Origin of the sequence: Streptomyces sp. NPDC058697 (genome assembly GCF_042715345.1) — a bacterium.
Classification (GTDB): domain Bacteria; phylum Actinomycetota; class Actinomycetes; order Streptomycetales; family Streptomycetaceae; genus Streptomyces; species Streptomyces liliifuscus.
Genome location: NZ_JBHXSU010000007.1, coordinates 41,428 through 51,015, shown reverse-complemented (window position 1 = coordinate 51,015; position 9,588 = coordinate 41,428). Strand labels below are relative to the sequence as shown.

Genomic DNA, 9,588 nt, shown 5'->3' with positions numbered 1-9,588 from the left:
CCTTTATCCGCGTTGTTTGGTTCTTTTTTGTTTTTGTCTCGGCGGGCGTCCCCACGGGCGGGGGGCGGGCGGGCTCGCGCCCCCCCCCCCCCGCGGGGTTCACCCGGTGTCTGCCTCTCCGCCCTCACGCGCCTCGGTTCCGCCCGTACCGGGGGGCCGCGGAGCCGTCGGAGCGGCGGGCCGCACGGGCACCACGGGCCGCCGGGCGGCCGCGAGATGGCGGCGCGCCCTCTCCAGGGCCCGCCTCACATCGCGCGTGCCGGTCGACACGCAGAGCGTGTACGCGAGGTCCTGCGCCCGCTGGTCCGGTTTCGCCACGGCGCCGCTCTCGCCCCCGGGGGCGATCAGCGCCTCGTACTCGTCCACGAGCCTGCGCAGGGTCGCGGGATGGGGCATCAGCATCGGACTCACTCCTCGACCTCCTCGGCCTCTTCGGATTTCCGCGTCACGCGGCCCTGGTACGCCCGTCGGTGTCGGCCTGTGCGTCGCCGTCCGGGCGACCGGCCCGCGGCTCCTGCCCGCCCATCGCCTCGTCCCTCACACGCGCGCAGCTGCGGCTGATGAGACGTGAGACGTGCATCTGGGAGATGCCGAGCACATCGGCGATGCGCGTCTGCGTCATGTCCTCGAAGAAGCGCATGTACAGGATGGCCCGCTCGCGTTCGGGCAGCCGGCGCAGCCCTTCCCTGGCCGCTTCCCGGTCGACGACCAGCTCGTACGAGGAATCGACGTCGCCCAGGGTGTCCGCGAGGCTGTAGTTGTCCTCCGCGGAGGCGAGTTCGGCGTCCAGGGACAGCGTGCTGAAGCTCTCCATGGCCTCCATCCCCGCGCCGACCTCGTCCTCCGTCAGGCCGGTGTGCGCGGCGATCTCGGCCACCGTCGGCTCCGGGGATCCGGGATTCAGCGTGAGATCCCGACGGGCCACGCGCACCTTGTTGCGCAGTTCCTGGACCCGGCGGGGCACTCGCAGCGCCCACATCCGGTCCCGGAAGTGCCGCTTCACCTCACCGGTGATGGTGGGCACGGCGTAACTCTCGAACGCCCCGCGCGAGGGGTCGTAGCGGTCGACCGCCTTCACCAGCCCCATGGCAGCCACCTGGCGCAGGTCCTCGACCGACTCGCCCCGGTCGCGGAAGCGGCCGGCGATCCGGTGGGCCATGGGCAGCCATACGGTCACCAGTTCGTCGCGTACGGCGTCCCGCTCGGGCCCATCCTCCAGTTCGGCGAGCCGGGCGAACGCGGCCGCGGCGTCAGGAGCGTCGTCGTGCGAATGCTTTGCGTGGGCGGCCGGCAGGGCGGGTGAGTCCGGCCGGACGGCCGTCTCCGTGCTCACGGGCTTGTCAGGTCGATTTGTAGACAAATCGCTAGGCATGAGGATTCGCTCCTGAACTTGGCTTGCGGGGGAATGCCGCAGGAGGAGTGGTGTCGCCCGAGCCGCCCGGAGGCCCCCGGAGCTCACACCTACTCGCTCCTACGGACGTGCCTCCGGTCCGAAGCACGAAATTCCGCTTGCCCGGGCTTCCCGGGGAAAAACACCGCTTCTCGAAATCGACCACACGGCACAGAGGCGAGATTCGCGCCCCGCAACAGCTCCGGCCAGGCCTCGGCCTTGGTCACCGTCCGCCCGAAACCCCCTCAGGAGAGGGAACAAAGGGGCGACTTCCGGCCAGATCCTCCCGACGCCCGCATTCTCTTGCCTCGCGAAGGGAGTGGGCGGCCCGAAGCAGGGCATGCGGGCTTTGACACATCAGCGCCGACGAGTGGGGTGGACGGCATGACAGCCGTGACGGCAGGCGAAGCAACGGCCACGGCACAGCGCACGCAGACGGTCGACGAGACGGCACTCCCTCTCATCGACGAACCGTCGCTGATCAAGCCGAAGGACGCTCGCGATCTGTCCCGACAGTTCTTCGACCGCCTGGCCGTGCTGGAGGAAGGCACCCGCGAATACCAGTACGCGCGCAACACCCTGATCGAGATGAACCTGTCCCTCGTCCGGTACGCGGCCTCCCGGTTCCGCGGCCGGGGCGACTCGATGGAGGACATCGTCCAGGTCGGCACCATCGGGCTCATCAAGGCCATCGACCGGTTCGAGCTGACCCGCGAGGTGGAGTTCACCTCCTTCGCGGTCCCCTACATCGTCGGCGAGATCAAGCGGTTCTTCCGCGACACGAGCTGGGCCGTCCATGTGCCGCGCCGGCTGCAGGAGGCCCGGGTCGAGCTGGCGAAGGCCACCGAGGAACTGCGGACGCGTCTGGGCCGTACGCCCACGACCGCCGAGCTGTCGCAGCTCATGTCGCTGCCCGAGGCAGAGGTCATCGAGGCCCGCAAGGCGGCGAACTGCTACAACTCCTCATCGCTCGACGCGGCCCTCACCTCCGATGGCGACTCGCAGGGCGAGACCGTCCTGGCCGACTTCATCGGCGAGGACGACAAGGCGCTGGAGCTCGTGGACGACCTGCACTCCCTGACCCCCCTCATCGCCGAACTCGACGAGCGCGAGCGCCTGATCATCCACCTGCGGTTCGTCGAGGAGCGGACCCAGGCGGAGATCGGCGAGGTCATCGGCATCTCGCAGATGCACGTGTCGCGACTGATCAGCCGCATCATCAAGCGGCTGCGCGCCGGTCTGCTCGATCCCTCGGTGGCCTGAGCCGCCGTTCCGCCGACCGCCTGATCCCACAGCCGGCCGTCGAGCCCGCCCTTCCGCTCCCGCGAGCGTTTCCACCTCGCGGCAGCGGCACGGCGGGCTCCGTCGTGCGGGGCCCCGGTGGCACTTCGTCGTGCGGCCCCGGTGGCGCTTCCCAGGGAAGATCACACTCCCCAGTCTCAACCCCCGTATCAATCTGGCTCGACCTTTGTTCACGGCATGACCTTCGGGTTAGCCTGCGGCGTACTTCCTCGACGGGCAACCCTTGTTCACGGGTCCGCGCCGACGAGGAGGGGTCCGGCAGTGGGCCTGAAGTTCCGAGTCCCCCTTTCACGGGACTCTTTGTCTTGAGCGGAACGAGGGTGCGCATGACCAGCCAGACGACCGACCCCGTCGGCCGCACACCGGGCGAGCCGGAGCTGCGCCGGCTCCTGGCCGGCCTGACAGCGGTACGGGACGGAGACTTCGGCACACGTCTGCCGGACGACGGCGGCGGCCTCCTGGGCGACATCGCCACCGTCTTCAACGGCATGGTCGACCAGCTGTCCGTGTTCACCTCAGAAGTCACCCGTGTCGCGCGCGAGGTGGGTACCGAGGGGACGCTCGGCGGACAGGCGGAGGTGCCGGGCGTCTCCGGCACCTGGGCCGATCTCACCGACTCGGTCAACGCGATGGCGGGCAATCTGACCACCCAGGTCCGTGACATCGCGCAGGTGGCGACGGCGGTCGCCAAGGGTGACCTCTCCCAGAAGATCGACGTGCCGGCCCGCGGCGAGATCCTGGAACTCAAGAACACCATCAACACGATGGTCGACCAGCTCTCCGCCTTCGCCGACGAAGTGACCCGGGTGGCCCGCGAGGTCGGCACCGAGGGGCGGCTCGGCGGCCAGGCGGACGTCAAGGGCGTCAAGGGCACCTGGCGCGACCTGACCGACTCCGTGAACTTCATGGCGAGCAACCTGACCGCCCAGGTCCGCAACGTGGCCCAGGTGGCGACCGCGGTGGCCAGGGGCGATCTCTCGCAGAAGATCACCGTCGACGCCCGGGGCGAGATCCTCGCGCTCAAGGAGACCATCAACACGATGGTCGACCAACTCTCCGCGTTCGCCGACGAGGTGACCCGCGTGGCCCGCGAGGTCGGCACGGCAGGCAACCTCGGCGGGCAAGCCACGGTCCGCGGTGTCTCGGGCACCTGGAAGGACCTCACCGACAACGTCAACGTGATGGCGTCCAACCTGACGGGCCAGGTCCGCTCGATCGCCCAGGTCGCCACCGCCGTGGCCCGCGGCGACCTGTCCCAGAAGATCACGGTCGAGGCCAAGGGCGAGGTCGCGGCCCTGGCGGACGTCATCAACACCATGGTCGACACGCTGTCCGCCTTCGCCGACGAGGTCACCCGGGTGGCCCGCGAGGTCGGCACCGAGGGCCGGCTGGGCGGCCAGGCCCAGGTGCCGAACGTGGCGGGCACGTGGAAGGACCTCACCGAGAACGTCAACTCGATGGCCAACAACCTCACCGGCCAGGTGCGCAACATCGCGCTGGTGACGACGGCGGTGGCCAAGGGCGATCTGTCCAAGAAGATCGACGTGGACGCCCGGGGCGAGATCCTGGAACTCAAGACGACGATCAACACGATGGTCGACCAGCTCTCCGCGTTCGCCGCCGAGGTGACGCGGGTGGCCCGCGAGGTCGGCAGCGAGGGACGGCTCGGCGGACAGGCCGAGGTGGAGGGTGTCTCCGGCACCTGGAAGCGTCTGACGGAGAACGTCAACGAGCTCGCGGGCAACCTGACACGACAGGTACGCGCGATCGCCGAAGTCACCAGCGCCGTCGCCGAGGGCGACCTGACACGCTCGATCACCGTCGAGGCGTCCGGCGAGGTCGCCGAGCTCAAGGACAACATCAACTCGATGGTCGAGTCCCTGCGCGAGACTACCCGGGCCAACCAGGAGCAGGACTGGCTCAAGACCAACCTCGCGCGGGTCTCCGGCCTGATGCAGGGCCACCGGGACCTGTCCGTGGTGGCCGAGCTGATCATGGACGAGCTCGCGCCCCTGGCGTCGGCCCAGTACGGCGCGTTCTACCTCGCGGAGGAGGCCGGACGCGGCCACGAGCTGCGGCTCGTAGGCTCCTACGGATGGCCCGACGACGACGGGCGTCCCGTCCGGATCCCCTTCGGCCGCTCGCTGGTCGGTCAGGCCGCGCGCAGCCGCCGCACCATCTCCGTGGACGAGCTGCCGCCGGGATACGTGACCATCTCCTCAGGGCTCGGCCGGACGGTGCCGACGGCCCTGGTGGTCCTGCCGATCACGGTCGAGGACCAGGTGCTCGGAGTCATCGAGCTGGCCTCGGTCACCCGCTTCACCCAGATCCACCAGGACTTCCTGGGCCAGCTGATGGAGACCATCGGCGTCAACGTCAACACCATCGTGGCCAACGCGCGGACCGACGAGCTGCTGGACGAGTCCCAGCGCCTGACCACCGAACTGCAGGCCCGTTCCGAGGAGTTGCAGGTCCAGCAGGACGAACTGCAGCGCTCGAACGAGGAACTGGAGGAGAAGGCCTCGCTGCTGGTCGCGCAGAACCGTGACATCGAGGCGAAGAACCTGCAGATCGAACAGGCCCGGCAGGAACTGGAGACCCGCGCCCAGCAGTTGTCGCTGGCCTCCAAGTACAAGTCGGAGTTCCTGGCGAACATGAGCCACGAGCTGCGGACCCCGCTGAACAGTCTGCTCATCCTCGCCCAGCTGCTGGCGCAGAACCCCTCACGCAACCTCACCCCGAAGCAGGTCGAGTACGCGGGCATCATCCACTCCGCGGGATCGGACCTGCTGCAGTTGATCAACGACATCCTCGATCTGTCGAAGGTCGAGGCCGGGAAGATGGAACTCGCTCCCGAGCGCGTCCCGTTGCGGCAGCTCCTCGAGTACGTCGAGGCGACCTTCCGGCCGATGACGACGCAGAAGAGCCTGAACTTCACCGTGCGCACCGCGCCCGGGGCGCCCGGCGACCTCCTCACCGACGACTCCCGGCTGCGTCAGGTGCTGCGCAACCTCCTCTCGAACGCGGTCAAGTTCACCGAGCAGGGCGGTGTCGAGCTGCGTATCGAACCGGCGGCCGACGACGAGGTGCCCGACGGCGTGCTCCGGGGCGGCACCATCGTGGCGTTCCGTGTGCGGGACACGGGGGTCGGGATCCCGGAGCAGCATCTGGAGACGATCTTCGGAGCCTTCCAGCAGGCGGACGGCACGACGAGCCGCAAGTACGGCGGCACCGGCCTCGGTCTGTCCATCACACGGGAGATCGCGCACCTGCTCGGCGGAGCCGTCACCGTCGTCAGTACGCCCGGACAGGGCAGTACGTTCACGCTGTTCCTGCCCGTGGCGCGCGCCGACTTCGAGGATCTCCTGAGCGGGGACCGGTCGTCCGAGAAGGCCCTGACCGCGGCTCCGTCCGAGGAGTCGGCGGAGCACGTGCCGCCCTCAGGACCTGCCGCCCTGCCCCGGAGCCGCAGGCGCCGTCTGCTGGTCGTCGAGGAACGGCAGCGCGGCCTGCTGACCCTGGTCGCCGAGAGCACGGTCGCGGACGTCGCCCACGGTCCGGACACCGGTGATCCGCGCGGCACGGTCGACGTCATCACCGCCGTCGGGGCGCAGGAGGCGGCGAGCGCGCTGGCCGCGGGACCGTGCCACTGCGTCGTGCTGGAACTCGGCATGCCGGACGGCGAGGCGACCCGGTTCCTGGACGCCATGCACGGCGACTCCGCGCTCGCGAACGTCCCGGTCCTCGTCCACAGCGGTCACCGCGCGGATCTGGCACAGGAACAGGCGCTGCAGGCCCGTTCGGGCACGCGTGCCCTGGAGTTCCTGTCGAGCCTCGACGAACTGCGCGAGCGCATCGCCCTCCATCTCTCCGCGGAGGAGCTGGGGGATGTTCCCTCCCTGGCCCGCGCCGAGGAACCGCAGCCCGAGACACCCCACCCCGTCGAGGACGCCTTCCTCGGCCGCACGGTCCTGGTGGTCGACGACGACGCGCGCAACCTCTTCGCGCTCAGCGGGATCCTGGAGCTCCAGGGGTTCCACGTCCTGCACGCGGACAACGGCCGCAAGGGCATCGAGACATTGCTCCACCACCCGGACATCTCGCTCGTCCTGATGGACGTGATGATGCCGGAGATGGACGGCTACACGGCCACGGCCGAGATCCGGAAGATGCCTCAGTACGCGGGTCTTCCCATCATCGCCGTCACCGCGAAGGCGATGCCCGGCGACCGCGAGAAGAGCCTCGCCTCGGGGGCCAGCGACTACGTCACCAAGCCGGTCGACACCAACGACCTCATCGCCTGTGTCCGCCAGTGGCTGCCCGCGTGACCCGCACCGAGCAGTGTCCTGATCCGGCCGAGGAGCGCTCGCCGGACGAGTCCGCGCAGGAGCCTCCGGACGCGTCGGCCGACGAGTCGCCCGAGGACTCGGCCGCTCTTCTCGCGAGCTACCCGGTGGGCAAGCTCGCCGCCACGGTGGAACGCCTGCGCCGCGAGGTGCGCGCGGCCCAGGCCGAGGCCGACGGACGTGCCCTGATCGAACTGGCCAAGGGCATCCTGGTGGAGCGCCTCGGGTGCGGGCCGGCACAGGCCGCCCGCCAGCTCGCCGAACTCACCGAGCAGGCCGGGGTGAGCACACTCGAACTCGCCGTCGAGGTCATCAACCAGGCCGCCCGCGACCGGCTTTCGGAGGTGGCCGACGCCTTCCTGACCGCCGCGAAGTCCACCGCCGCTGCCACGGACGACGGGTCGTCGAACGCGCACTCCCCCGCCGTACGGATGCGGGAGGCGGAGAGCGGTGCGCTGGCGGCCCCCGACACCCAGGCCGTCGCCGACTCCCTGCTGCAGCACGCGCTGACCCCGCTCGGCGCGGTGGCCGTGGCCATCTGGACCGTGCGCTCCGACGGTTCCCTGACGCTGGCCGGCAGTGCCGGCTTCTCCCCGGCGGAAGCCGGACGCTGGCACCATGTGCCCCCGGGCGTGGTGACGGTGGCGCGCACCAGCCTCTCCGAGCGCGCCGGGCAGTGGATCGGATCGCTGGCCGAGACCGGGCTTCCCTCCATCGGCCAGCACCAGTTCCCCGACGGTGGAAGGGCTGCCGTGCCCGCCGGCACCGGAGGCCGCATCCACGGGGCCCTGGAGATCGTCTGGCCCTCCCGCCTGGAACCGCAACCGCCCCAGGTGGTCCGGCAGGTCGAGGCCCTGGCGGAACTGTGCGCCCGCACGCTGGAGACGTACGCCTTCGTACACGGCGACGAAGCCCTCCGCGAGCCGCGTGCGGTCCCCGACGCCACCGAACTCGTGGACCTGGCCGACGGGTTGCACGACCCGGCCCTGGTCCTGGTCCCCTATCTCGACGGCGGGCAGCTCGTCGACTTCCACATCCATCACGTCAACAGCCGTTTCCTCGATCCCGCCGGCCGGCCGCGCGGGCTGGTCAACGGCGCGATGCTGCTGGAGGCCTACCCGTTGGCCGCCGGGGAGAGCGAACTCTTCCAGCGGATCGAGCGCGTCTACGCCACGGGCGAGCCGTTCCGCGCGCAGCGCATGAACCTCACGGCCCTCGTCGACCAGGTGCCGCTGTCGGCCGTGGCGGAAATCAGCATCAGCCGGCACGCCAACAGCGTGCTCCTCATCTGGCGCATCGAGGACGAGACGGCCCGGCTGGCGAGCATCCTCCAGCACGCCCAGCGCCTGGGCCGCATCGGGGGCTTCGAGGAGAATCTGGTCACGGGTGAGATCACCTGGAACGGCCAGCTCTTCACCCTGTACGGCAGGCCTCCGACGAGCTCGCCCGTGCCGCTGGAGGAACTGCCCGTCCACGCGCACCCGGACGACGCCGTGGCCATCCGCCGCTTCCTGCGCACCGTGCTCCATCACCGGCGGCCCGCGTCCGCGTCGTTCCGGCTCCGGCGCCCCGACGAGGTGACGCGCCACATCCGTGTGGTGGCCGAGCCGGTGCTCGACGCCGACGGCCGGCTGTTCGTCGTACGCGGGGCCTACCAGGACATCTCGGCCCAGCACTGGACGGAGGTCGCGCTCGCCGCCACCCGTGTCCAGCTCGCCCACACCGAGCAGCAGGCGACCGAACGCAGCCGCCTCACGCTGCAGCTCCAGCACGCCATCATGCCCCCGACCCAGGACCCGTTGCGGGCCCCGGGAATCGACGTGGCGGTCCGCTACCGGCCGGCCGAGACAGAGCATCTGGTGGGCGGCGACTGGTACGACGCGGTCGTCCTGCCGTCCGGTCTCGTGCTCCTGTGCGTGGGTGACGTGGCCGGTCACGGTATGGAGGCGGCGACCAGCATGGTCGTCCTGCGGAACGCGCTGCGCGGACTGGCCGTGACGGGTGCGGGCCCGGGCCAGCTGCTGACCTGGCTCAACAGCGTGGCGCACCATCTGACGGGCACCGTGACCGCCACCGCGGTGTGCGGCCTCTACGACCCGGAGCACCGTACGTTGCGATGGGCCAGGGCCGGTCATCTGCCGCCCGTGCTGGTACGCGACACGGGGGCGGTGTCCCTTCCCCTGGTCAAGGGGTTGCTGCTGGGCGCGGCACCGCGGGTGACGTACGAGGAGGACGAGATCCAACTGGCCGTCGACGACACGCTGTTGATGTACACGGACGGCCTGATCGAGCGCCGGGACCGCTCGATGGAGGAGTCCATGACCCAGCTGCTGACCACGGTCCGTACGGCTCCGGCCACGCTCGACCAGCAACTGGACCGGCTGCTCACGTACAGCCGGTCGGACACCGACGACGACACCTGCATCATCGGCATCCGCGTGTCGTAGCCGCGGGGCCGACGAGAGTCTGATCACGTCGCGCGGAAGGCAGCCGAGGGCATCGAATCCGCACAGGGGGGTAACCGGCCCAAGCCGTCACTTCTTCTGGAGG

5 protein-coding genes are annotated in these 9,588 nt (G+C 70.1%); 3 read left to right on the top strand and 2 right to left on the bottom strand.

Features of this window, described 5'->3' with window-relative positions; genetic code table 11:
* Positions 1-99: 99 nt before the first annotated feature.
* Together ACFWXQ_RS18540 and ACFWXQ_RS18535 are read right to left on the bottom strand one after the other, a co-directional pair.
* Positions 100-402: a DUF5133 domain-containing protein gene (locus tag ACFWXQ_RS18540; RefSeq protein WP_383957274.1), complete on the bottom strand. Its 303-nt coding sequence runs from the start codon at positions 400-402 to the stop codon at positions 100-102.
* Between the two features lie 43 nt (positions 403-445).
* Positions 446-1,372, bottom strand: a complete 927-nt coding sequence (locus ACFWXQ_RS18535) for a SigB/SigF/SigG family RNA polymerase sigma factor (protein WP_383957272.1) — start codon at positions 1,370-1,372, stop codon at positions 446-448.
* Positions 1,373-1,774: 402 nt separating this feature from the next.
* Here ACFWXQ_RS18535 and ACFWXQ_RS18530 point away from each other — a divergent pair, with 402 nt between their 5' ends.
* From ACFWXQ_RS18530 to ACFWXQ_RS18520, 3 genes are all read left to right on the top strand, one after another.
* Positions 1,775-2,653: an RNA polymerase sigma factor SigF gene (locus ACFWXQ_RS18530; RefSeq protein ID WP_383957271.1), complete on the top strand. Its 879-nt coding sequence runs from the start codon at positions 1,775-1,777 to the stop codon at positions 2,651-2,653.
* A gap of 365 nt (positions 2,654-3,018) precedes the next feature.
* On the top strand, positions 3,019-7,020 hold the full coding sequence (locus ACFWXQ_RS18525; RefSeq protein ID WP_383953526.1) for a HAMP domain-containing protein: 4,002 nt from the start codon (positions 3,019-3,021) through the stop codon (positions 7,018-7,020).
* Positions 7,017-9,485, top strand: coding sequence for a SpoIIE family protein phosphatase (locus ACFWXQ_RS18520; RefSeq protein WP_383953524.1), 2,469 nt, complete (start codon positions 7,017-7,019; stop codon positions 9,483-9,485). The genes ACFWXQ_RS18525 and ACFWXQ_RS18520 overlap by 4 nt, the downstream gene beginning before the upstream one ends.
* Positions 9,486-9,588 lie beyond the last annotated feature (103 nt).

Coding starts and splice junctions, on each gene's coding strand:
- ACFWXQ_RS18540 (WP_383957274.1), bottom strand. CDS start 402: ATGCTGATGCCCCATCCCGCGACCCTGCGCAGGCTCGTGGACGAGTAC.
- ACFWXQ_RS18535 (WP_383957272.1), bottom strand. CDS start 1,372: ATGCCTAGCGATTTGTCTACAAATCGACCTGACAAGCCCGTGAGCACG.
- ACFWXQ_RS18530 (WP_383957271.1), top strand. CDS start 1,775: ATGACAGCCGTGACGGCAGGCGAAGCAACGGCCACGGCACAGCGCACG.
- ACFWXQ_RS18525 (WP_383953526.1), top strand. CDS start 3,019: ATGACCAGCCAGACGACCGACCCCGTCGGCCGCACACCGGGCGAGCCG.